The following is a 23,157-nucleotide window of genomic DNA, read 5'->3' on the forward strand; positions in this document are numbered from 1 at the left end:
CACCAGCCGAGAAAATGGCCGCACTGATAAACTCAACCGAAACATAAGAAGTGTTTCCACGACCACTAGAATCCGCCGCGTGGATTACTCCACGGTCACGGACTTGGCCAGGTTACGTGGCTGGTCCACGTCGTAACCCTTGGACTTGGCTACGTGCGCGGCGAAGATCTGCAGCGGCACGGTGGCCAGCAGCGGCTGCATGAGGGTCGGCGCCTTCGGGATGCGGATGACGTGGTTAGCGTAATCCTCCACGGCGGTATCGCCCTCTTCCGCAATCACGATGGTGATGGCACCGCGGGCGCGGATCTCCTGGATATTGGAAACGACCTTGGAATGCAGGGAGTCGCGGCCGCGAGGGGACGGCACGATGACGAAGACCGGCTGGCCTTCCTCAATCAGTGCAATCGGGCCGTGCTTGAGCTCGCCGGCGGCAAAGCCCTCGGCGTGCAGGTAGGCGATCTCCTTGAGCTTCAGCGCGCCCTCAAGAGCTACAGGGAAGCCGACGTGGCGGCCCAAGAAGAGCACGGATTCCGCATCCTTCATGGAGTTGGCCAGGTTGGCCACCTGGTCCTCTTCATCGATGACGTTCTGGACCTTGTCCGGCATGTGGCGCAGCTCAGCAAGAACGCTCTGGATTTCATCAGCGAACATGTTGCCGCGCAGCTGGGCCAGGTAGAGGCCAAGCAGGTAGGTGGCGGTAATCTGCGCCAGGAAGGCCTTGGTGGAGGCCACGGCGATTTCCGGACCGGCGTGGGTGTAGAGCGCGGCATCGGATTCGCGCGGAATGGACGAGCCCTGGGTATTGCAGATGGCGATAACCTTGGCGCCCTGCTGGCGGGCGTGGCGCACGGCCATCAGAGTATCCATGGTCTCGCCGGACTGGGACAGGGCGACGACGAGGGTCTTCTCGTTCACAATCGGATCGCGGTAGCGGAACTCGTGGGCGAGCTCGACCTCGGTAGGAATGCGGCACCAGTGCTCGATGGCATAGCGTGCCACGTGGCCGGCGTAGGCGGCGGTACCGCAAGCGATGACGATGATCTTGTCGATGGACTTCAACACGGTCTCATCGATGCGCAAATCATCGAGGGTCAGCTGCCCCTGTTCATCGAAGCGGCCGAGCAGGGTATCACGCACAGCGGAAGGCTGATCGTGGATTTCCTTTTCCATGAAGGAATCGAAGCCGCCCTTTTCGGCAGCGGCGGCATCCCACTTGATTTCAAAAGGCTTGCCCTGTGCAGGGTTGCCCGCATAATCGGTGATTTCTACCTCGTCGGCGGTGATGGTCACGACCTGGTCGTTGTCCATCTCCACGGCGGACTTGGTGTAATCGATGAAGCCAGATACGTCGGAGCCGAGGAAGTTCTCGCCCTCGCCCAGGCCGATAACCAGCGGCGAGTCGCGGCGAGCGGCAACGATGCGATCGGCCTGCTCGGCGTGGATGGCCAGCAGGGTGAATGCGCCCTCGAGGCGGGAGCAGGTCAGCTGCATTGCCTTGGTGAGGTCACCAGCGGCCTCGTTGTGGAAGACATCGCCCAGCAACGTAGCGGCAACCTCAGTGTCGGTCTCGGAAACGAAGTTATAGCCCTTGTTCAAAAGCTCGGACTTGAGCTCGGCAAAGTTCTCAATGATGCCGTTGTGCACCACGGCCAGCTTGCCGCCATCGACCACGTGCGGGTGCGCATTCAGGTCGGTGGGGCCACCATGGGTAGCCCAGCGGGTATGGCCAATGCCCAGCACAGAGTCTGACAACGGGCGGGCCTCAATCTCAGCATCCAGCGCAGCGACCTTACCGGCCTTCTTGCGCCAGCTAATGTCCCCATCGGCGTACATTGCTACACCAGCGGAGTCATAGCCGCGGTATTCCAAACGGCGCAGCCCTTCCAGAACTACGTCGAGGGCGAAGTAATCACGGTCACCACCAGCGTGACCAATATATCCAACAATTCCACACATGGTTGCTGATTTTACAGCACGTGGAAGAAACCTCTAGGCGGGCGGGGCGTCGGCAAGCGGGGCATAGCGCCCCACCCGCTAGTGCGCTGGGAAAACTAGCGCGTCGCCTGCTCCAAAAGTTCCAGAATGTGGTGATAGTCCTCGCCGGTAGCACGGGTCAGACCGAGCTCGCAGGTGCGGTTGGTCGAGGCGTGATACTGCGCCCCGATTTCCTTGACTTGTGCTGCCTCGGCGCGCGTTGCGGCGTCGGTTAGCTCCGGGTGCAACATGCCGCGGTCGCCGGCATAGCCACAGCAATTCCAGTCAGTGGGAATGTGTACCTCGGCCGCGGCGGCGCGGGCTACCTTCTCCACGTCTTCCATCATGCCCAGCTGGAAGGCAGAGCAGGTGGGGTGCACGGTCACGGAGGCCGCCGGGTTCTTGACCGCCAGCTGCGGTAGGAGGGTATCGGCCGTAAAGCTAATGGCGTCGATGGCGGTAATGCCCACCGACTCCAACATGTCCTTAAAGCCGGCGGTACAGCTGCTGGCGTCCACGATGACCGGCAGGCGCGCACCATCGGTGGCCTCCATGACGACATCGCGCACGCGCTGCTCCATCGCATCGTGGCCGGCCTGCATGCCCTTAGAAGCCCATGGGGTGCCACAGCAGAGCTTGTCGATGCCCTCTGGAACCTCCAGCGCTACCCCGGCGCGCTCCAAGAGAGCCACGAAGGAATCGGTCGTGCCCTTGCCGCCGCCCTGCGGGCCGAACATGGTGTTCACGCAGGCAGGCAGGTAAATACCGGTGGTCTGCGCGTAGCGGTCACCCACGCGCCCGGCCAAACGGCCACGGGACTTGCCGCCCTTGCCCAGCTCCGGCTGGTACTGCGGCAGGTTATCGGTGCCGATGAGGCTGCGGCCCACATCGGTGACCTTCTTGACCAGCTCGGTCGGCAGCAGGTGCGCGCCGGTCAGCGCCAGCCCGGCGCCTTGGCTAACCACCTGCCAGTTCTTGGCGGCAGCGCCCCATAGCTTCTGCTGCGCCGGCTGGGCCTCCTCGCGGCGCAGGCGCTTGATGAACTTGCCGGTATCGATACCTACCGGGCAAGCAGTGCGGCACATCGAGTCCACGGCGCAGGTCTCAATGCCCATGTATTCATAGGCCTCATCCAGCTCGGCTACGAGCTGGCTATCGCCGGCTTCTTCCGCGCGCTTGCGGGCGCGGCGCACCACAATGCGCTGCCGCGGGGTCAGCGTGAGATCGCGCGACGGGCAAACCGGCTCGCAGTAACCGCACTCCACGCAGCGGTCCACTTCCTCTTCCACGGTGGGGTTGAGCTTGATGTTTTTAATGTGTGCATCGGGGTCATCGTCCAAGATGACGCCCGGGTTCATCGTATTGGTGGGATCGCAGGCCCGCTTGAGTTCTTGCATGACCGCGTAAAGTTCGTCGCCATACTGGCGGCGTACATACGGTGCCATGGCGCGGCCGGTGCCGTGCTCGGCCTTGAGGTTGCCCTCGGCCGAGAGAACCAAGTCCACCATGCCCTCGTTGAAGTCGTTATAGCGGCCGATGGCGTCATCGCCTTCAAAGCGGTCCGTGAGCAGGAAGTGGATATTGCCGTCCTTGGCGTGGCCGAAAATAACGGCATCGTCATAGCCATAGCGGGCAAAGAGTTCCTGCAGGGAAGAACAGGTATCAGCCAAATCCCCCACGGGCACGACGATATCTTCCAAAAGCGCGGTTGTACCGGACGGGCGCGCCTCAGCTACCTGGGCATACAGGCCCTTGCGGAAGCTCCATGCGGTATTGCGCGAAGCGGCGTCGGCCGAGAAGGCGGCTGGCGATTGCAGCGGCAGCTCGCGCAGAAGCTGCGAGCCCTTGCCCTCCTTCTCCCGCAGTTCTTCTTCCGCGTCGGCGTGGTACTCAATGAGCAGTGCGGCCTGCTTGTCCACATCGAAACCGGTGATGGCCTGCGGGACCTTATCAAAGCCTTGGCCCACGCGGATCGAGGCAGAGTCCATCAGCTCCAGGGTGGCCGCCCCGGTATCTAGCAAGGCCGGCAGGGACTTGGTGGCGGCGGTGAGGTCATCAAATACAGCCACCGTGGTGGTGGTCAGCTTGGAAATCGGCACCGTGCGGAATACCGCTTCTGCAATGAAGGCCAGGGTTCCCTCCGAGCCGATGAGCAGGTGCTCAAAGAGCTTGACCGGGCTATCAAAATCCAGGAAGGAATTAAGGCCATAGCCCATCGTGTTTTTCAACTGGAAGTGGCGGCGGATAATGTCCACGGACTCCTGGTTATCGCGCACGCGGCGCTGCAGGCGGGTGAGCGTTTCCACCAGCTCCGGTTCCTGTTGTTGGAACTGCTGGTCCGCGTCCGCATCGGCGGTATTGATCACGGTGCCGGTAGGCAGCACGAAGGTTAGCGATTCCAGAGTGTTATACGTATTGAGCTCGGTACCGCAGGCCATACCGGAGGAGTTATTGGCCACCACACCACCGATGGTGCAGGCAGATTCACTAGCCGGATCCGGGCCAAGCTTGCGATTGCGCAGGCCTAGGCGGGCGTTGACCTGGCGCACCGTCGCGCCGGGCTGGACGCGCACGCGCTTGCCCTCATCCAATACCTCGATGCCGCGGAAGTGCTTGCGCACGTCCACCAGGTAGCCATCGCCGGAAGCCTGGCCGGCAAGGGAGGTACCGCCGGAGCGCAGGGTGACCGGAACATTCTGCTGCCGGCCCGCGCGGAAGATGGCGGCTACGTGCTCGGCCGAGCGGGCCTCAATGACTGCCTTGGGGGTGTACAGGTAGTGCGAGGCATCGGAGGCATGTGCCACGCGGTCAATGACCTCGGTCTTTACCTCCATCCCATAACGAGTAGAAAGTTCTTCCACATCAACGACGCCGGTAGTCATGTACCGCAGCCCGCCTTCCCAGAAAATTAGAGTATGTAGTTGCCCACACATTGCACTCCCCTGCGCACAGGCGCGCAAGTTAGGAGGGGCTTAGGAAAGCCTTTCCACCACACCCGTGGCTCGGCTGGATACTGCGCAGACATTTCTCAGATAAACCCACACCCTTTCCCGCCTAGCGGGTGATCTTCCTCTATCCTGGAATGCGTGTCTGCGAATTTGAATAAACATCTAGCAACGTTGTCGAAGCGCGGTCGCAACCGAGTTTTGGTTGGCGACCTTGACTACGCCGGAGTCACCGGCAAGGTTTATACCCCCGCGGAGGGCCAAAGCCTGCCCGCCGTGGCCTTTGGCCATGACTGGATGCACAAGATTAAGGATTACCACGCCACCCTGCGCCACCTGGCTAGCTGGGGCATCGTCGTGGTAGCCCCCGATTCCGAAACCGGCCCCTTCCCCAACCACCGCAACTTGGCCGCGGATATGGAATCCGCGCTGCAGATTGCCGCTGGGGTAAAGCTTGGCGCTGGCAATATTACGGTCTCCCCGGGCAAGCTCGGCATGATTGGCCACGGCATGGGCGGTGGCACGGCCGTGCTGGGCGCCTTGGATAACCAGAAGGTCGCCGCCGTCGCCGCGATTTACCCTTCCATCACCGCGCCATCTGCGGTGCAGGCGGCCCGCCGCATTACTACCCCGGGCTTGGTCATTGGCGCCGGCCAGGAAGACATTTTCAATGCCGGCAACCCCGCCAAGCTGGCCCATAACTGGAATGGCCCGGTCTGCTTCCGCGCCATAGATAAGGGCAGCCACGCCGGCTTTACCGAAGATCGCCTGCGCAAGCTGGCCATCGGCACCGCCGCCTTCCAGTCCGGCCCTACCGAAATCGCCCGCGGCTTGGTCACCGGCTTCCTGCTGGCCACCCTCAATGGCGATTCCACCTATGACGCCTTTGCGGATCCAGAGGCGAGCGCCAAGAAGGTTACAAGCCTTGTAGGCGAGGACTTGGCCGAGCGCGCCGGCGTCACCCGCGACGCCTAAGGTATTAGCCCCGCCGCAGCACAGATTGCACCTGCCCCGACGCGTTCCTTGAGCGTGCCGGGGCAGCGCCATATCGGGGCCTTGGCGCCGTCGCCGCTTGCCGACGCCCCACCTGCCCCTTCTCCCTTCGCGCCTCCTGCATGGCCTTATCCGCGGACTTTTCTAGCTCGTCTTGCGCTTTCGCCAGCGTTTTTTCAAATTCCAGCAGGCGTTTAGCCGTCCTTTCCCGAAAGCCCTGCGCAAATTCTGCGAAGTCGTTATTCATTACCACTGACCTGCCTTTCGTGCCTTAATGGTTGGTTCTTCTGGCGCGGGTGCCGCCTCTTGCTGCGGCGCTGGTGCCGGTGCCGGTGCTTCTTCTGGAGCCGGCTGCGGTGCTGGGTCCGGTGCCGGTGCTGGTTCAGGAGCTGGGGTTGGGGCTGGTGACGGTGCCTCTGCTGGACCGGCCGCCTGGAGGTGTGCCACCTTTTCTGGTGGCGGCGTTGGCTCCTCTACCTGAGACAGCTCAGGAGGCGGCGCCATAACGCCATCATCACCAGCTGGCTCCGGTTCAGGGCATGGCTCCGGCTCCGGATCGGGTTCGGGCTCAGGTTCCGGGCAGGGATCAGGTTCTGGCTCAGGCTCAGGCTCAGGGATGGGGTCCGGTTCGGGCTCTTGCACCGGGCAATCCGCCTCGGACATGTTCTCCAGGCACTGCGCGGCCCCTTCCACAATGAGGCCCACGCCTACCAAAGCGATTCCGGCCCCTACCAGGCCGAGGCTGCCGCTGCAGGAGGATTCAATTTCACAGCCTTCTGAGCTGGTTTGAGTCGTTTCCACACATTCTTCGGTACTTTCCGCGGTATTTTCCGGGCAGAGGGTTTCCTCGCCTGCGCCCGAGTCAGAAGCGGGTTCTGTATCCATGTCTGGCTTAGGTTTCGGCTCTGGCTGGGGTTCAGGTTCCGGGCACGGCTCTTCTTCTTGCTGCGGCTGTTCTGGCGGCTCCTGCGGCGGAATGATCTCCGCCTGCGCCGGCCTGGTGATCTCTACGTCACGCTGGGACTGCGATGGACGCTCGGTAAATGGTTGCTCGGTGCACTCATTGCAGTGGCAGCCCGCACCGTGCTCTGCAGTGGTGTCCGTGTGCACTTCCGTCTTGGATGATTGCTCGGGCTCGGGGCATTCCTCTGGCGGGACGGGTGGTGGCGAAGGAGGCGTCGGCTGTGGCGGCGCGGAAGTCGTCTGGCTGGATTCTTGCTTTGAGTCAGGCTCCGGCATGGGCGTGGGCTCTGGTGGGCACTCCACCTGGGCCGACTCGGTGGGCTGCGAGGGCGGAGGTGGGCACTCTTCCTTCGGCATCGGCTTAGAGGGAGTAGGAGTCTCCGGGCATTGTTCTACCGGTGCGGGGCAGGCATCATCTGTAGGTTTAGCCGGCGTCGGGCATTCTTCCGGCATTGGGCGCTCACAGACGCATTCGCAGCGCGATTCAAATTCGTTATAGCAGGACTCAATCGCATCATCGCGGTCACGGCAGGTGCTAGCGATATTGTGATTCGTCTCTTCGATAACGCGCCCGCCGATGGTGGAAAGAATCGGGATAATAAACCTGGCCAGCGGGTGCTTGGTGGCCACCATGGACAAGATATTCAGTAGTGGGATGACCGCAGAGATGAGCTCGGTTAGGGCGGTGTCGGAGACATCGACGACGTCGGCAATAGCGCCCGAGCACTGCTCCGCCGAACTGGTGAGATGGGCAGCATCCTGGCGGTCAATGTCGAAATCTTCCTGCACGCCGCACAGGTGCTCACGCATGGCGCCTTGAGCAACCTCTGAATCATCTTGCTGCAAATAGCCCGCTAGTCCAGCACCGCCTCCCTTCGGGCGGTTGCCGCCCACGGCCGCAACGGTGTTTTTCACCAAGTTTTCGGGCGCGATGCCATCCACCGCACCGACTAGCTCCCCCAGTAGGTTCATCGGCATGCTGGGGCCCGAGTAGCTTCCCAAGCATGCGAACTGGAACTGGGAAATCGCGTTGGAATAGTCCCCCAACAGGGATTTTGTCAGCGTACTCACTTGCTGTCCGCCTCCCCGCCGCGTGCAAAGGAGCTGCCGAAGGACTCATCAAAATCGGCAAAGGCGCGCACCTGTTCATGGGCGGCGTGGGCGGTGGCGGATAAATTATCCAACCTCTGCCCGCCGCGCTCATGGATGCGCGCCAAGACATCGCGAATGCGCTCACCGTGGCCGCCAAAGTTGCGTCCAGCCGCGGCCACCGGAAAATCCGGTACCTCGGCCCGGTGGGCATCGCGTTGTTCGTCGTTATCTGCTACGACCTGCCGTAGTGCGGACATCGCCTCCGAGGGGCGAAGAAAAACCTCAGACACTGGTGTATTCCCCCAAATCCATATGCGGTAAAAGTTCTCACCTTCATTGGACTGGGGATTGCGCCAAATGGTTCCCTAGGATGCCAAAATTCTTCCGCACCCGGCGGTTGCGCTAGACCGAGGAAACGATGGCGGAAAGCCTCCCGGCAACCTTGCGTGCCTGCTCCTTATCGGCGGCCTCCACCATGACGCGGAAAACCTCCTCAGTGCCGGAGGGGCGCAACAGAACACGGCCGGTTTCGCCGAGTTCTTCCTCGGCCTGGGCAATGGCTTCTTGTACCTCAGGGGCGTCCATGATGGCACCCTTATCAGAAACCGGCACGTTAATGAGCACCTGTGGCAGCACGGTCATCACCGATGCCAATTCCTTCAGGGACTTCCCGGACTTGGCCATGCGCGCCATGATGGACAGGCCAGTAAGCGTGCCGTCGCCAGTCGTGCAATCATCTGGCAACACGACGTGGCCAGACTGCTCGCCACCCAAGGAGAAATCGCCGCGGTTGAGCTCTTCCAGCACGTAGCGGTCACCTACTGCGGTGTGGCGCACCTCGATGCCTTGCTCCTGCATGGCTAGCTTCAGGCCCAGGTTAGACATGACGGTTGCTACCAGAGTGTTGTAGCGCAGGTCATTGTCCTCCTTCATGCCTACGGCCAGCAGTGCCATAATCTGGTCACCGTCAACAACATTGCCCTCGGAGTCCACAGCCAGGCAACGGTCGGCGTCGCCATCATGGGCCAGGCCCAGATCGGCGCCATGCTCGACGACGGCCGCCTGTGCCTTTTCAATGTGCGTCGAACCGCAGTCCGCATTGATATTGAAGGCGTTCGGCTTGTTGTGGATAGCAATAACTTCTGCGCCAGCCGCCTCATAGGCGATCGGAGCAACCTTGGAGGCCGCACCATTGGCGGTGTCTACGACCACCTTGATGCCGCTGAGGTCGGTGGAGACTACTTCCTTCAAGTGGTTGAGGTAGCGCTCGCGTCCGTCCGGGGCCTCCGAGATGATGCGGCCCAGCTTGGTGCCAGTCGGGCCATCCTCGGTGAGGTTTTCCATGGTGGCTTGAATCTGATCTTCTACCTCGTCCGGCAGCTTCTTACCGCCTGCGGAGAAGAACTTGATGCCGTTGTCTGGCATCGGGTTGTGGGAAGCGGAAATCATCACGCCCAAATCCGCGCCATAATCATCCGTCAGGAAGGCAATTGCTGGGGTTGGGAGCACGCCCACGCGCACCACGTCCACGCCGCGGGAAGCCAGACCGGACGCAATCGCCGCATCCAGCATCTCGCCAGAAACACGCGGGTCGCGGCCAATAATGGCCAGCGGCTGGCGCTCGTAGGATTCACGCTTAGCGGTAAATACCTCCGCAGCGGCTTGGCCTAGTTGCAAGGCCAGAATTGGGGTCAGCTTCTTGTTCGCGAGGCCGCGAACGCCATCGGTTCCAAAAAGTCGAGTCATGCAGTCAATTATGCACTCCTGTGCCCATCGATTGCATGTTGGGGCGGTTTAGGCGGAGGCAAGCTTCTGGTTTATCAATGCGTTGAGTGAAATTCCTTCCGTCCTAGCTTCCATTACTAGCTTGCGATGCAGCGACGGAGAGGTTCGAACGTTGAATTTTCCCGAATATGAACGAGCCCCCAGCGGTTGTGGGATGACTTCCCCTGAAACCTGCATATCTTCTACTACTTCCGCAACCAACTTCAGAAGTTCCTGCTCTGCACAGCTACGGTCAGAATCCAGCCACGATAGTGAAGGAAACTCGGCAACCGTCGCCACAAACTCATTATCCTCTTCAGACCAGAAGACTTGATAGGTGTATTTGCTGACGTCCATTTTTATCTTCTTTCTTGCTCGCTTTGTAGTTTTTGTACCGCTTTAAGAACTTGGCGAACTTGGTAAGCTTTCGCTTTCCCTTTCGCGTTCTGAATATTCACTCGGGGATCTCCACGCCATGGCGTCTTATACGTTCTGTGCGACGTGCCTTTGCTGCTTCTTCGCTCAAAAAAATAGTCACACACACTTACTAGATCCGAAAAAGCTATGTTCACTGGGTTTCTTTTCATTTTGGCCAAGATTTCTTCTACGCTGCTACCCACAACTAATCAGTACCACATATAGTACTATCGTGCAGAGGTGTCATTCTCCTCTGCCGGAGCTCAAAACGACGAAAGCCGCCGCCTCCCAAAGGAAGCAGCGGCTTTGCGTTGCGCTTGCGCGCGCAGTAGAAGCGAGATTAACGCTTGGAATACTGCGGTGCGCGACGTGCCTTGTGCAGACCAGCCTTCTTACGCTCAACTGCACGAGCATCTCGGGTGAGCAGACCAGCCTTCTTGAGGGCGGTGCGGTCAGCCGGATTGTAGATGTTCAGTGCACGAGCGATAGCCAGACGCAGGGCGCCAGCCTGACCGGTTGGGCCGCCGCCGTTAACGGTGACCTTGAGGTCGAACTGGTTCTCGCGCTCCAGCAGGGTCAGCGGAGTGAGGATATCCTGCTGGTGCAGCTTGTTCGGGAAGTACTCGCCGAACTCGCGGCCGTTAACCACAATCTGGCCGGAGCCAGCAACGAGGCGAACACGTGCGACGGCGCGCTTACGGCGACCGACGGTCTGGATCGGGCCCTCGTGTACCGGAGCGGCAGCCTCGACCTCTTCGGTCTCGGCCGGTGCGATGGAATCACCGATGGTGTTGGTGAACTCTTCGGTAGCGGCGCTTGCTGCAGCGATGTCAGCAGCGTCGGCTACGTTGTTGTCGATGTTCTGCTCAGACATTACTGTGCCACCTGCTTAAACTCGAAGGTTTCCGGCTTCTGGCCGGCGTACGGGTGCTCTTCGCCTGCGAAGACGTGCAGCTTCTTAATGGAAGCGCGGGAGAGCTTGTTGTGCGGCATCATGCCGGCAACGGATTCTTCGATAACGCGAACCGGGTTGGCGTCCAAAGACTGACCCAGGGTCATGGACTTCAGGCCGCCCGGGTAACCGGAGTGGCGGTAGCGCATCTCGCGGCCGCGCTTGACGGAAGAAACGTGGATCTTGTCAGCGTTGATGATGATGACGTGGTCACCAGCATCAACGTTCGGTGCGAACTGTGGCTTGTGCTTGCCGCGCAGCAGGTCTGCAACGGTGGAAGCGAGCTTGCCCAGCACCACATCAGTAGCGTCGATGACGTACCACTTGCGGGTGATGTCACCGCTCTTTGGGTGGAAAGTAGACAATTTGACTCCTTGAAAGTCTGTCTCGGAACTGCCGGCCAGCGCTAAGCATCCATTCACTCCCGTACAGCGGCCGGTGGAGACCTGCAGGGAGCGCTTCGCCAGCTGCTTGCCGACGAGCGAACACATAGGTTTCCTACCCTACTTGCTCACCTGCCCAAAGACCAAAACACCGAAACCGGCACCTTCCGCGGCTCAAACGGGAGGTGCCGGTTCGTGGGTACGGACTAGAAAGGTACGACTTCAAAGAGTGGAAGAGATCGCAAGAGAATAGAACTAGAAAAGGAGTAGCCACGCTGGTTTCGTGGCCAAGGCTGCGGCTGCGTCCGCCTCCTGCCACGCGGGTGTGGTCAGTGGCACCGCAGCCCCGACGGGGACAGCGTGGAACCGTGCAATCAGGGTGTGGTTTTAACCCCAGCTTGCGGCGGCGCGACGGTTGACGTCGCTCATTGCATCGTTGCCCTGCGAAACCGTCTTGGAGATGGTGGCGAGCACGGTGTTGAGTTCCTGCGATGCCTTATCCCACTTCGCCTGCGCTTGGTTATAAGCCACGGCGGACTCACCTTCCCAGGTGCTTACCATCGGCTGTAGGCGCGCCTTCAGGTCTGCCAAGGTGCTGTTGATGCGACCAGAGGTGGCGTTGATATCGGCTGCGGCGGAAGAAATGGCACCGAATTCGTACTTGATCTCGGACATGTGGTGGTTGATTCCCTTCTGTGAATCTATAGCTTTTGGGCTGCGGAGTAGTGAAGTGTGCGGTGCGGTTTAGAGGGCGAGGCCGCCGCCCACGTTGGAGAAGGCCTGGGTGTTTTCTGCTTCCACGTTGTCGAAGTTGTGGGCGTTGCTGCGGATATTGTCAGAGATAGAGGCCAAGGCCTCGCGCAGCTGCTGTGCAGAGGTGTTGTAGCGCTGCATCAGGTCATCGAAGGAGACCTGCGCCTGGCCAACCCAGCTGCCACGGACGGAGTCGACGACGCCCTGCAGGCGGGTGAGCTCGCCTTGGACTTCATCGTTGGTGTTATCGACTTTGCCAGCGGTGGCAACCATGACATCGGCTTGTGTCTTGAAAGTCTGAGACATAAGAGTGCGCCCCTCCTTAGGGCGGATGAGATTGTGTGTATTTCCCCCGAAAAAGCAGCTGTGCTTCGCATCTGTGCTTTCTCACTCTTATTGGACTGAACTTTCCGCCAAACGGTTCCCGGCTGGGGCAAAGTTTTTGAGACTATTTTTTGACCAGGCTTTCCGTGGCCATGCGGCAGGCTGCCTTTTGAACGGCGTTGGAGTTATGCCGGGTATGGCACCCCACGGACATCTGGTGGCCTCGGTCTTCCCAAGTGGTCCATTCCACCAAGGAGCCGTCCCCGGGGTCTTCGGTATAGGTCAGGCGCCCTGCCTCATCGGTGGCATCGCGAAGCGTCGGATCTTCGTCGACCTGCGCGTGAATTTCTTTGAACAGGGCATCCGCCGGCACGTTAAACATCTCATCCGCCGCCAGCAGGATGCGTAGGTTCGGGTCTTTCCCGGTGGCGGTGACCAGACCATCTTCTACCTTGGTGTGGAACCCACTGGGGACTACTACTGACATTCCTTCCACGTCTAAGCGCTTTTCACCTGGGTTCAATTCGTCGCTGCCGGAATCTGACGCGCCTGGCGTTCCCGGTTGCGGCGAGGCCGGCGCGGACTCCGCCGCATCATCGCCGCTTGGCTCGGCAGCGCGGGGTTGCGGGCGCGCGGTATCCGAAGCGGTATCGCCATCGCCTGAAGCTTGGGCACCGATAGCCCACCAAGAAGCTCCGGCCACGGCGATGATGACCACGGCAATTGCCACATGAAAGATATCGATAGCTCCGAGCCAACCGCGCAGGCGGTCGGTCCAGCGTGGCGTTACCGGCTCGTCGTAGGCAGGCGCCTCCATCACCGTAGTGGGAGGCGCCGAATCCGTGGCTTCAGTAGCCGGGTGAGGAGGCGGACCGAGTGGGTCCGGGGCCACTAGCGGAGAGATGGTTGGTTCTGGATCGATGAGGCGCACCCCGGTGACTTCCAATTGCCGGCAAATGATGGTGGTAGCTTCCTGCGCAATTCCCGTGCCGGAAGAGTCTGCCACCACGCAGGCTTCCACGTCGGGCCAGGACGGTCCCGCCATCTTGGATATTTGATCCATGACTTGGCCTAAGGCCCAGCCTTCCACAACGCCAGTTCCCGGCAGGTCATAGCGGTAGACCGTTTCGGAGCCTTCAAAGATGGTGGCCGCATCTAGGATGGTGACGGTAATGGGGACGGCGGTGGTCTCCCCACCGGTGGGGATCGGGGTGTCGGTTGGCGTATGCGCGCTGAGATTGGTGGTCATTTACTTCTCTCCTTCTAGGTACACCGCTTGGGCGACGCCGAGGTTTTCACTGCGGATGCTCCACTGACCGCGGCCGGGTGGTTGGTGGCAGGGCTTGAGTCCGAAGATGGTTCCTTCGTCGCGGTCGGCGTCAAAAAGCAGCAGCGCCGGCTGCAGATCGCGAACCGCGGAAAAGAATTGGCCGAATAGGGCGCGGCCGATGCCGCCGGATTTGCGAGCGATAACAAGGTGCAGGCCAATGTCGCGGGCATGGGGAAGCAACTCCAATAGCGGCGAGACGGCAATATCGCTCAGCAGGTCCGCATCATCGATGACTAGGTAAATGTCTGGGCCCTGCCACCAATCTCGTGCGGCGAGCTGCGCTGGGGTAATGTCCGGGCCAGGCAGGCGAGATTCCAGGGTCCGGACTGTATCGACAATGGTCTCTTGCGCACTCGACTGCGTCGCGGCGTAGGCAGCAACCATGTTCTGGTCCAAGGTTCCCAGGTGGGCTCGGCGCTGGTCGATGACCACGAGCCGGGCGTCTTCCCGCGCAAAGGCGCTAATGCCGCACATGATCTGCGCCAAGAAGGTGGATTTGCCGCAGCCCTGCGCGCCTATGGCCACTAGGTGCGGCTCGCGCGATGGATTCCACGTCAGCGTATCGAGGTCGCGCCCGCCGATGCCCCAGGCAATCTCGCCGGTGGGCACATCCCCTTGAGCTGCGAGGGCGGCCGGGGTAAGCACGGCGGGCAGCATCTTGAGCTGTGGAACTGGATCAGCCGCAGCATGCACGCGGCAGATGTGGGCGATGTCCTGGTTGGAGGTGCGAGCTAAGAGCATATCCTCACCCGTCAAGGTGAGCCCGCGGCCCGGCGCGCTAGGGAGCTTTTGCTGCAGTTTGCGGTCGATGAGCGAATCCAAGGCCTCACCCAGGCGCAGCTCGAGGCGATTGGCAATGAGGTCGCGGATAGCCGGGCGCATCGTGGTCCACCGCGAAGTGGCAATGATGACATGCACGTGGGCGGAGGCACCATCGGCGACGATCTCGGTGACCTTCTCCGCTATGTCTTCAAACTCCGCATTCGAGGTACCGATGTGGTGCCAGCCATCAATGACAAGGAAGGTTGCGCACCGTTCTGGGCGGCGGATAAACCCAGCTACTTCGTCGACGATGCGCCGTACCTTTTCGCCCTCCTCGCGCCCGGCAACTCCGGCCACGTGGGGCAAGCGCTCCAGGGACGCTAGCTGACCGCCGCCAAGATCGATGACGTAGAAGCGTGCCGTCTGCGGGTCATGCCGTAGAGCTAGCGCAGAGACGATCGTGCGCAGCGCACTCGATTTACCGGACTGCGGGCCACCACACAGGGCCATGTGTCCGCCGTGCTGGGTGAAATCAATAATCAACTCATCCTGGCGTTGGTAATACGGCCTATCGATAATGCCGATGGGCGCGCGCAGCGACCCTTGGTCCACTGCGGGCGAGACTGCACCCGCGTCATCTGCACCGGAAAGCCCTGGCAACGCGGATAGCTCAATGACCGGCGGTAGTGGCGGCAGCCAGATACGGTGCGCCGATTGATCGCGCAGGTGGGCCTCTTCTGCCGCGGCGCGCACGACCTCGCTAAGCACAGTGGTGGAGTCATCAAGAACTACCGCGGCGCTAGCATTGTCTTCTTCCTGGGACCAGCCATGAAAGAGCTGCACGCGGCCGCGGGAGGATGCGGGGTGGTCCAGGGAGGCGTCGGCAAGCGCCCGGCGCGGCAGGGGCCCGGACACGTAGGAAGCTTGGAAGCGGGTCAAGGCCTCGGCATCGGATTTGAGGTAGCCCGCGCCGGGCTGGCCAGGCAGGTGGTAGGCATCGGTCACGCCCAATACCTGGCGGGATTCCGCTGAGGAGAAGGTTTTCAGGCCGATTCGGTAGGACAAGTGGGAATCTAGCCCCCGCAAGCGGCCTTCTTCGAGCCTTTGGGAGGCCAAAAGCAGGTGCACGTGGAGACTGCGCCCCAAGCGGCCGACGGCGACGAAGAGTTCCGCGAAATCCGGGTGCTGGCCCAAAAGCTCCGAGAACTCATCGACCACAATGACCAAGGCCGGAAGCGGCCCGTGCTCACTCACGGCGGTGGCAGAAGCGTTGTACTCGCCGACATTGGCAAAGTTTCCGGCCGTACGCAGCAGCTCTTGGCGTCGGTTCATCTCGCCGGAGATGGCATCATACATGCGCTCTACCAGCGTAGATTCCTCTTCCAGGTTGGTAATCACTGCAGAGGTATGCGGCAGACGGTCGCATCCTAAGAATGTCGCGCCGCCCTTGAAATCCACCAACACGAGGTTAAGCTCGTCCGGACTATGGGTAGCCGCCAGCGCAGTGACAAGGGTGCGCAGCAGCTCCGACTTGCCGCTACCGGTCGCACCGATGCACAGGCCGTGCGGGCCCATACCGCCGTGAGCAGATTCCTTGAGATCTACCGTGACGGGCTGGCCCACCGTATCGATGCCGATGGGCACCATGAGACGCGCCGAGCCTTCCCGGCCATGCCACATGCCACTGGCCGCTAGCTCTTCCACATCGCGATAGCCCAGAAGGCCCATAAAGTCACTGCCGCGCCGGCCAGAAGTGCTATCGGGGCGGCGGTAGGAGGCCATACTGCGCGCAAGCAATGTCGCGCCGGCCGCACTCATTCCATCGGGAGACCCCAGGTCTTCCACCCCTGCCGCGGTGACCACCTGCAGCTGCTCCCCTGCCACGAGGCTTAGTCCTTCGTGCTCGGCGCGTACCCCCAGCGCCGAAGACGGCGCCCCACCAACCTCAATGATGGTGGTATAGGAATCATCGTGGAAGAAGTCTTCGGTTCCCGTGGTCAGCACGCCATCGACGATGAGGATGCGAAAGCGGGCCTTTTCCGGTGTGCGCGCATGGGGCAGCCACTTCAGCCACTCCCACTGGCCGCCGATGGCCTCGATACCGCAGGTTTCCGGGCCATGCGCCAACGCTATCTGCATCACCATTGCGCGCACCAAATCGCGGGAGGGATCTGCGGGCTCTTCGCCCCGAGTCGACGCCATACCGGACACGGACAAGAAGCGAAAGGCCTGCAGTTGGATAACCACCGGCATATCGGGCACAGTGCCCACCGCCTTAATTGTCTGGCGCATGCTTACCGCACACACCGGGTCCAGGTCTTCAGTGGCGCCGGAATCCGGCACGTTGATGGGGGTGCACAACGTCGTTGGTCCAGTTCCCACGCGTACCTCGAGGGCGTCCGAGTCATCCGGGCCACGCTCCCACATGCGGCGCGAGCCGACTAGAGTGCTAAGTTCCACCGGTGCCGGGTGGCGATAGCTTTCATGTGCACGCTGCGCCGAGGCATTGCGCAGCGCCTTTTCCCGCAAGGCTTTGATGTGGCGCAGGTAGGTGCGCCGGGTTTCATCCGGATCCTGCCCGCTGTTATTGGGCCCGAACATCATGGCCATGCTCGCCAGCATCATCAATGGAAACATCAAGGCCATCGGGCTAATCTGCCGGGATTCCCCAGCGCCTAACACCATGAGGGCGACCATTCCGAGCATCGCCGCAATCATCACCACCGGAAGCAACAGCCGCACCAGCGGCACCGGTTGCGGGCGCACCGCCTCCGGGACTTCCTCCGCCTCGATGCTGCCGGTGGGCAGTGGCGGCGCAGCATCCCGCAATGGCATGGTCAACGGCTCAATGACGCGGGTATCCCCGATCCCAAGCATGCCTAAATAACCTCCCCCGAGCCACGCGCCAAGCGCCCTTGGCCCCCTGCCAAGATTCCCCGCGCTGCGGTGGACACGTCGCCACTAGTAAGCCACAATATGTGACATTGGGCAAGGGGGACGCCCACAATCCATACATTTTTCGGGGGACATCATGACTACTGCAACGGCGCATCATCTGCGCCTTACCGTTCGCATTCATGCCGGCGCCTTCCACAAGGAGGCGGACGTGGCGCTACCGCTAAGCTCCAGCGTGGGAGAGCTTTTGGCGGAGATCACTGACTTGGTGGATGCGCCCACCATTTCTGAACCCTGGCGCGCCAGTACAGCCTCCGGCCGCGCCATCGATCTCACCGCCCCTCTGGCTGCCACTGCGCTCACGGAAGGCTCAATTCTTGTTATTAGTCCGCGCGAGCGCCGGCCTGCACCGGTGATTCGGGATGCGGCGGAATCGCTTGCCGCCGCGGCTGAGGAGGATACTACCGCCGCCCTTCCCACCATCTGGGCATGGGCAGGGCTGCTTGCCGCCTTCGCCCTAGTGTGGGTTAGCACCCTTCCCCTAGCGGCGTGGGCGGCGTTGAGCGCTGGAGCCCTGTTGCTCGCCTTGTGGACCCGTGCCCTATCACTGGTGCACCTTAGCCTGGTAGCCGGCATGGCGTGTGGCTGGGAGGTGATTTCGCCCTCGCTTGGCGAAGCCCCCTTTGCCGCACTCACCGCCTGCGTCGCCCTCCTCATCGTACTGCTTGCCTGCCACGTCACCGGGTTGAGCACGGTTCGCACTACCGCCGTGGCACTCACCGTCTCGGTACTGTTGTTGGTCGCGGCTTTGGGCTACCTGCTGCCCGGACCAGGGACGGGTCTCCAAGGCAGCCACGGTACGGCGGCAGCCGCCTGCGTGGTAATCGCCGGCATTATCCTGCTGGCCGCAGCTCCTGCGCTGACCGTTGCCACCGCTGGGCTCAAAGTCCCGCAGCTGCCCACGGCCGGACAAGACCTCGCGGTTTCGGATGCCGTCCAGCCGGATGTCGATATCCGTGCCCGGCGCGCCGGCAGCGCCTATGAGGGAATGTGCTGCGGACTGTCGCTCTGTCTCATTCCGGCCCTGATCGCCCTCTCGCTGACGGGCAGTGGTCCGGCCTTGGCACCGACGAGCGGCGCGCCTGATGCTCTCGCCGAGTACGTTGCGGTGCTCTTTGGCGCTGAGCACACCGGCGTGGGTTTCGTCCAAGCACTCTGCGTGACCACCGCGGGTGCCGTCGTCATGCATGCTGCCCGGCACGGTCGTGCGTTGGCTAGCTGGGCCCTGATGCTGCTGGCGATGACCGCCTGTCTCGCTACGTGCTTATGCGCTACCCACGCGGTGGCGAATTCCGGCCTTGCCGATGCCTGGGCACCCATCCTTGTTGCCTGCCTGGTTCTCCTCGCCATGCTGAGCGCCCCGGTGTGGGCACCCAAGGTGGCTGGGCTCGAGCCCACCACCATCGCGTGGTTTGAGCGCATAGAATCCCTGGCCATTGCCGCTAGTTTGCCACTGGCCGCGCACCTAGCCGGTGTCTTCGTGCTCATTAGGGGGCTTGGATAATGCGCGTGCTACCTACCGCTTTAGTAGTTGCATTCGCTGCGGGACTGACTGCTGCTCCCTACGCGGCCGCGCGCGAACCGGACCGCGAATGCGCCGCCGCGCATTCCTCACCGCTTTCGCCCCAACCAAGCGAGGAGCAGCTAGACTACCGGGCCCGTCTACATTCCTTTGCTACCGGGGAAGGCATCAAAGTAGCCGTTATCGATACTGGCGTGGCCCGTCACGATCAACTGCGACATCTCAGCAGTGGCGCGGACCTTGTCGCGCCAGAGGCCCCAGAGCCGCATCGCGATTGCGACCTGCACGGTACCGTCGTGGCCGGTGTCATTGCCGGACACGATATCGGTATCGCCCCGCGAGCAGAGATTTACGCTGTGCGCCAGACCAGCGCGCACTACCGCCAGGAAGCGGAAGACAGTACCACCGGCTCGCTGGACACCTTGGCCCGCGCCATTGATGACGCCGCCGCTGCCGGTGCCCGCGTCATCAACATCTCCGTTGTCTCCTGTGTCCCGCCGGATGTGGCCGCGCAGGTCGATACTTCCCGATTGGACCGTGCTTTGGCACATGCGGAAGACTCCGGCGCTGTGGTGATCGCGGCCTCCGGCAATGCGTCCTCTGGCAGCTGTGAGATGGGTGACCGCGTCTTTCCGGCGGATTCGCCCACGGTGCTCTCAGTAAGCGCCCAAGCGGATTCGCACGAACTCGCTGACTACTCGCTGAATTCGGCCAACGGACCCCAGCTTGCTGCGCAAGGTTTCATTCCGCTTGCGCTCAACCCCGCGGGTGGATGGGCCGATGGTAAGGAAGGCACGGACGGAACGGCGCAGTTCCATGGCACCTCCTTTGCCGCGCCGGTGGTCAGCGGCACCGCTGCCCTCTTGGCGCAGCGCTTTCCCGATGATAACCCGGCCGCCCTCCGCAAACGCTTGGAGGACGCCGCGGAACCAGGCCACGGCTTCATCGACCCGCTCACCGTGCTCACCCACGTGGAAGCAGGCGCGGACGTCGATACCCGAGCTATGACCATCCGCCCCACCGACAACGACCACTCGCGCGCGCCGACCCGCAGTGCCTGGGCGCTAGGTGGATTAACGCTGGCGCTTGCTACCTGGGCGGCGTGGCGCGGGCTACGGCCTAAGAGCTAACCTGCAGCGCCTGCTCACGGCTCAGCGCCGAGCCTTCCGGCAACAAGCGCAGGATCTCCCACGGCACCTGCGCGCCCACGCCGGTGCCAAGGGCTTCCAAAGTCTCTTTGTCCTTGACCTCGTGCCGCTGCCCCGTGGGTGAGACCACGTGAAAGCCATGGCCGCTGTCTACGCCTACGCCTCCGGCGTCGAGCCCACCAAAGCGATGGGCCACCGACTCACCTGCCAAGGCGATGGTGCCTGCTTGGGCAGGTACCACTACCCCGCCGCCCTCGTTAGCAGCGCACATCCAGCCATCGTCCGGGCTTAAGAAGCGGAAGGACGTGGAGGGAAGGTTGAGGTTTAAGGGGGCGTCGGCAAGCGCGGCAACCTCCTGCGGCGTGGCTGTCGTCTCCTTGGCACCCACGCCTGTGAGTATCTCCGCCTGGGTGGGGGTGAGCTCCGCTACGCCCTCGGCCGTACGCGCCCACAGGCTCTGCCCAGTATCAACAACCTCGGGCGGATCGGCCGGAAAGTTCAGCGGTGGCAGCTCCGCAAAGGCATTGAGCAGCTCAGGCGGCACGGGCCAGGTGTGGGTGTCATCGTCCACGCCCAGCGCCCGGCGCACGACGCGCCCTTCGGTGCTGGAGGAATCTGGCAACGCCACGCGGCCTTCCTCTGTGATAAGCCACTGCGTGCCCTCGGATTCCACCAGTGCGGCGCGCTCCTCACCGAGGCTTTTCTGCTCGGGCTCAGCAAGGACAATAATCTCCTGCGACGCTACTTGGTGGCCGCCAATGCTGGTTGGGTTTTCTGTAGTCGGCGCCTCATCCTTGCCGGCTAAACACGCTGCCCAACGCTGCTGGGGAGTCTCGCCTGCTGCCGCGAGGTAACCAGGAGCATCCGAGATACCCACCGGTGAGCCCAATAAAGCTTCTTGCAGGTGCTCATCCCCAATGGTCTGCGCCTCGGCCGCCTGCCCGGCGATAATGCGCGCCGACGCCAGGTTGAATACCGGGTGGTAGGTGTCGTTGACATCCACAAAGAGCTGGCCCTGCTCCGAGCGCACAATCGGCGCATCACCCGGCTGCGGGCTCGGCTGCAGCCATGCCAACATACCGGACCCCACCGCAAGGAAGGCGACGCCGACCCCGCCGAAAAGGAGCGCTTTGCGGCGCCTAGCCAATGGATCGTGAATCATGCGGATATCGCCTAATACGAGCCCATGCTCGACGCGGCGACGTAAGAATTTATGGCCCGATACCTGGGCCTTGGTAGTAGGCAGCGGACGTGCCATGATTTTCCCCCGAAAAGTCTGTGTACACCCAGCACACAGGCTATCCCAGGTAAGCACTGGCTGCCACTTTGGCGTTAGTCGGCGCTGCGCCTTTCGCGGGTGACCTCGGCGCGCGCCGCCAGTAGATCCGCGGCCGGGTAATCAACGGCGACGAGCGAGAGCCCCTTTGCCGGGGCCACGGGGATGCTGGAAGAGCGCTTCGTCTCCTGCAGCAGTGCCGCGGCGAAGTCGGCATCGCGGCGCCCCTCCCCCACGCGCAGGCAACAGCCCACCAGCGAGCGCACCATCGACCAGCAGAACGCATCGGCACTCACGCGGGCCTCAAAAAGCTCCGGCTCTTCGGGCGAAGAAACGTCGCGCCAAGAAAATTCCTGCAATTCACGGATGGTCGTGGCGTTCGGCTTGGCCTTACAAAAGGCCGCAAAATCGTGCAGGCCCACCAGGGCGGTGGCGGCGTCCTGCATGGCATCGATATCCACCGGCTTAATCCATTCGGCCGTATCCCGCGCACGCGTCGGCAGCGCGCCGCGCGGATTGGTGGTAATCCGATAGACGTAGTGGCGCCGCAGCGCCGAGAACCGCGCATCAAAGCCCGCGGGTGCGAACTCGCACCCGTGTACCCGAACGTCTTCTGGCAGAAGCTTTGCTAGCCGACGCACCAGCTTCCCCGGCTCCCCCGCCACCGAGCGCTGCGCCAGCATCTCAGTGGGAACGTCCACGTGCGCCACCTGGCCACGGGCATGGACGCCGGCATCTGTGCGGCCAGCGACCGTGAGCGGCACCTCCGTGCGCGCAATCATCGCCAGCTTCTCTTCCAATACGCCTTGCACCGTGCGCAGACCGCCCTTCTGCTTGGCCCAGCCATGAAAGTCCGTGCCGTCATAAGCCAAGTCCAAGCGCAGGCGAACGAACCCGTCCGCCGGCCCTTCGGGGGAAGTCGATGCTGCATCTGTCATAGTGGGCTTCATGCTACCGGAGCATCTTCTCCCCACCGGCGCTGGGTCGGCCGTGCAACGCCCCCTTGCTGGGATGCGGACATGAAAAAGCCGCCGCCCTCCCACAGATGGGGAAAGGCGGCGGCGAAGCGCTAGGGCCGAAGGGAAATTACTTCTCCTCGGACTCCTCAGCTGCGGTCTCCTCGGCAGGTGCCTCGGTCTCAGCAGCCTCGTCTGCCTTAGCTTCCTCGGCCTCAGCGGCCTTGGATGCAGCAGCGCGGGTAGCGCGGTTAGCCTCGGAGGTCACGGTCTCCTCGAGAACGAGGGAGATCTGGGACATCGGGGCGTTGTCACCGGCGCGGTTGTCCAGCTTGATGGTGCGGGTGTAGCCACCCTCACGGTTCTCAAACTTCGGGGCAACCTCGTCGAACAGATAAGAAACGACATCCTTGCGCGGGATGAGCTTCAGAACTGCGCGGCGGTCAGCAACGGTGCCGGACTTAGCCTTGGTGATGATCTTTTCGATGTACGGGCGAAGGACCTTCGCCTTGGCATCGGTGGTCTTGATAGCGCCGTGCTCGATCAGGCTGGCTGCCAAGTTGCTCAGCATGTGAGCCTGCTGCTTGGCGGAGCCGCCGAGACGGGCACCCTTCTTAGGGGTTGGCATTGTGTACTCCTCGTATGCGG

19 protein-coding genes are annotated in these 23,157 nt (G+C 62.1%); 3 read left to right on the plus strand and 16 right to left on the minus strand.

Going from position 1 to position 23,157, the window contains the following annotated elements:
• Positions 1–84 precede the first annotated feature (84 nt).
• Both glmS and QP884_RS10815 read right to left on the minus strand, forming a co-directional pair.
• Entirely contained in the window at positions 85–1,956 is a 1,872-nt protein-coding gene (glmS, locus tag QP884_RS10810) for a glutamine--fructose-6-phosphate transaminase (isomerizing) (RefSeq protein ID WP_284822013.1), read from the minus strand.
• A 95-nt stretch (positions 1,957–2,051) separates the two neighbouring features.
• Positions 2,052–4,856 (minus strand): FAD-binding and (Fe-S)-binding domain-containing protein, encoded by a 2,805-nt coding sequence (locus QP884_RS10815; RefSeq protein ID WP_284822014.1) that lies wholly within the window; start codon positions 4,854–4,856, stop codon positions 2,052–2,054.
• Between the two features lie 204 nt (positions 4,857–5,060).
• Between QP884_RS10815 and QP884_RS10820 the strand changes: the two genes are divergently transcribed.
• Positions 5,061–5,894 (plus strand): dienelactone hydrolase family protein, encoded by an 834-nt coding sequence (locus tag QP884_RS10820; RefSeq protein WP_284822015.1) that lies wholly within the window; start codon positions 5,061–5,063, stop codon positions 5,892–5,894.
• A 4-nt stretch (positions 5,895–5,898) separates the two neighbouring features.
• Here the strand turns inward: QP884_RS10820 and QP884_RS10825 are convergent, their stop codons facing one another.
• The 11 genes from QP884_RS10825 to eccCa all read right to left on the minus strand — a co-directional run bounded on the left by QP884_RS10825 (position 5,899) and on the right by eccCa (position 17,529).
• Entirely contained in the window at positions 5,899–6,159 is a 261-nt protein-coding gene (locus tag QP884_RS10825; RefSeq protein ID WP_250408740.1) for a hypothetical protein, read from the minus strand.
• Positions 6,159–7,946, minus strand: a complete 1,788-nt coding sequence (locus QP884_RS10830; protein WP_284822016.1) for a hypothetical protein — start codon at positions 7,944–7,946, stop codon at positions 6,159–6,161. Before QP884_RS10830 ends, QP884_RS10825 begins: the two co-directional genes overlap by 1 nt.
• Entirely contained in the window at positions 7,943–8,257 is a 315-nt protein-coding gene (locus QP884_RS10835) for a hypothetical protein (RefSeq protein ID WP_284822017.1), read from the minus strand. The genes QP884_RS10830 and QP884_RS10835 overlap by 4 nt, the downstream gene beginning before the upstream one ends.
• Positions 8,258–8,369: 112 nt before the next feature.
• On the minus strand, positions 8,370–9,713 hold the full coding sequence (gene glmM / locus QP884_RS10840) for a phosphoglucosamine mutase (RefSeq protein WP_284822018.1): 1,344 nt from the start codon (positions 9,711–9,713) through the stop codon (positions 8,370–8,372).
• Positions 9,714–9,761: 48 nt separating this feature from the next.
• Positions 9,762–10,088 carry a type II toxin-antitoxin system HicB family antitoxin gene (locus tag QP884_RS10845; RefSeq protein ID WP_005322743.1) on the minus strand — a complete coding sequence of 109 codons (327 nt, stop codon included), beginning with the start codon at positions 10,086–10,088 and terminating at the stop codon, positions 9,762–9,764.
• 400 nt (positions 10,089–10,488) lie between these two features.
• On the minus strand, positions 10,489–11,022 hold the full coding sequence (gene rpsI, locus QP884_RS10855) for a 30S ribosomal protein S9 (protein ID WP_204610198.1): 534 nt from the start codon (positions 11,020–11,022) through the stop codon (positions 10,489–10,491).
• Positions 11,022–11,465, minus strand: a complete 444-nt coding sequence (gene rplM, locus QP884_RS10860) for a 50S ribosomal protein L13 (RefSeq protein ID WP_204610199.1) — start codon at positions 11,463–11,465, stop codon at positions 11,022–11,024. Before rplM ends, rpsI begins: the two co-directional genes overlap by 1 nt.
• Positions 11,466–11,870: 405 nt before the next feature.
• Positions 11,871–12,158, minus strand: coding sequence for a WXG100 family type VII secretion target (locus tag QP884_RS10865; protein ID WP_005322746.1), 288 nt, complete (start codon positions 12,156–12,158; stop codon positions 11,871–11,873).
• Positions 12,159–12,227: 69 nt separating this feature from the next.
• Positions 12,228–12,542, minus strand: coding sequence for a WXG100 family type VII secretion target (locus tag QP884_RS10870; RefSeq protein WP_005328030.1), 315 nt, complete (start codon positions 12,540–12,542; stop codon positions 12,228–12,230).
• Positions 12,543–12,684: 142 nt separating this feature from the next.
• Positions 12,685–13,809, minus strand: a complete 1,125-nt coding sequence (locus QP884_RS10875) for a type VII secretion-associated protein (protein WP_284822020.1) — start codon at positions 13,807–13,809, stop codon at positions 12,685–12,687.
• A complete protein-coding gene (eccCa, locus tag QP884_RS10880; RefSeq protein ID WP_284822021.1) occupies positions 13,810–17,529 on the minus strand; it encodes a type VII secretion protein EccCa in 3,720 nt (1,239 codons plus the stop codon).
• 154 nt (positions 17,530–17,683) lie between these two features.
• Between eccCa and eccD the strand changes: the two genes are divergently transcribed.
• The gene (gene eccD / locus QP884_RS10885) at positions 17,684–19,111 is read left to right on the plus strand and encodes a type VII secretion integral membrane protein EccD (protein ID WP_284765998.1); all 1,428 of its coding nucleotides are present in this window, start codon (positions 17,684–17,686) and stop codon (positions 19,109–19,111) included.
• Positions 19,111–20,259: a S8 family serine peptidase gene (locus tag QP884_RS10890; protein ID WP_284822022.1), complete on the plus strand. Its 1,149-nt coding sequence runs from the start codon at positions 19,111–19,113 to the stop codon at positions 20,257–20,259. Before eccD ends, QP884_RS10890 begins: the two co-directional genes overlap by 1 nt.
• Here QP884_RS10890 and eccB read toward each other — a convergent pair.
• From eccB to rplQ, 3 genes are all read right to left on the minus strand, one after another.
• On the minus strand, positions 20,249–21,535 hold the full coding sequence (gene eccB / locus QP884_RS10895; RefSeq protein ID WP_284822023.1) for a type VII secretion protein EccB: 1,287 nt from the start codon (positions 21,533–21,535) through the stop codon (positions 20,249–20,251). The genes QP884_RS10890 and eccB overlap by 11 nt on opposite strands.
• A 74-nt stretch (positions 21,536–21,609) precedes the next feature.
• On the minus strand, positions 21,610–22,503 hold the full coding sequence (truA, locus tag QP884_RS10900) for a tRNA pseudouridine(38-40) synthase TruA (protein ID WP_434736467.1): 894 nt from the start codon (positions 22,501–22,503) through the stop codon (positions 21,610–21,612).
• A 136-nt stretch (positions 22,504–22,639) separates the two neighbouring features.
• Entirely contained in the window at positions 22,640–23,137 is a 498-nt protein-coding gene (gene rplQ, locus QP884_RS10905; RefSeq protein ID WP_049360576.1) for a 50S ribosomal protein L17, read from the minus strand.
• Positions 23,138–23,157: the final 20 nt, after the last annotated feature.

This window comes from Corynebacterium tuberculostearicum, assembly GCF_030229345.1.
Taxonomy (GTDB): domain Bacteria; phylum Actinomycetota; class Actinomycetes; order Mycobacteriales; family Mycobacteriaceae; genus Corynebacterium; species Corynebacterium tuberculostearicum_G.